This is a genomic window from Pedobacter sp. HMWF019 (assembly GCF_003061025.1).
GTDB lineage: Bacteria > Bacteroidota > Bacteroidia > Sphingobacteriales > Sphingobacteriaceae > Pedobacter.
The window spans coordinates 1-555 of sequence record NZ_QAIL01000613.1 but is presented as its reverse complement, the minus strand read 5'-3'; the positions used below and the strand labels follow the sequence as shown (position 1 = coordinate 555).

Annotated in this window: 1 protein-coding gene; it reads left to right on the top strand. The window is 33.2% G+C overall.

The features are described 5' to 3' along the window. Positions 1–97: 97 nt before the first annotated feature. Positions 98–451 carry a helix-turn-helix domain-containing protein gene (locus tag DBR11_RS28980; protein ID WP_108556000.1) on the top strand — a complete coding sequence of 118 codons (354 nt, stop codon included), beginning with the start codon at positions 98–100 and terminating at the stop codon, positions 449–451. The last annotated feature ends 104 nt before the right edge of the window (positions 452–555 follow it).

Here is a 555-nt window from a genome sequence, read left to right as displayed (position 1 = left end):
ATTATGTTAATATCAAGTTTACTACGCAAAATTAAGTCCTACCTTTGCATTAAGCAAGTACTAACCAAATTGTATTATACTTACCAAAAAGAAAGTAATGAGAAAAGAAAATTCAAGCGCTTCCATAAATGACAGGATTTTGCAGAGCGAATGCCCGATGCAGATTGCAATGAGTAAAATTAACGGCAAATGGAAAATTATAATTCTTGCTTATATCAGCGAGAATGAAAACAGATTCAGTCTTCTCAAAAAACGGATACCGTCCATAACTGATAAAATGTTGTCTCAGCAGCTACGGGAATTAGAAAATGACGGACTTATTTCGCGGGAAATTTATCCCGAAATACCTCCAAAAGTTGAATATAGTTTAACGGAAAATGCAGAATCTTTAATTCCTGCTTTAAAAAAAATCTTCGAATGGGGCCTTCAACAAAAGGAAAAGAGCAGTTAATTATTGATTTCACGGCTTTTAATCACTTCGAAACCATTAATTTAAAATCCCTGCCTGTTAGAAATTTCAGTCAAAAGCCATTTTGTAATGTAATAATGCAGTTA

Bases quoted from the DNA above. Each gene is read 5' to 3' on its own strand.
- DBR11_RS28980 (WP_108556000.1), top strand. From the start codon at position 98: ATGAGAAAAGAAAATTCAAGCGCTTCCATAAATGACAGGATTTTGCAG.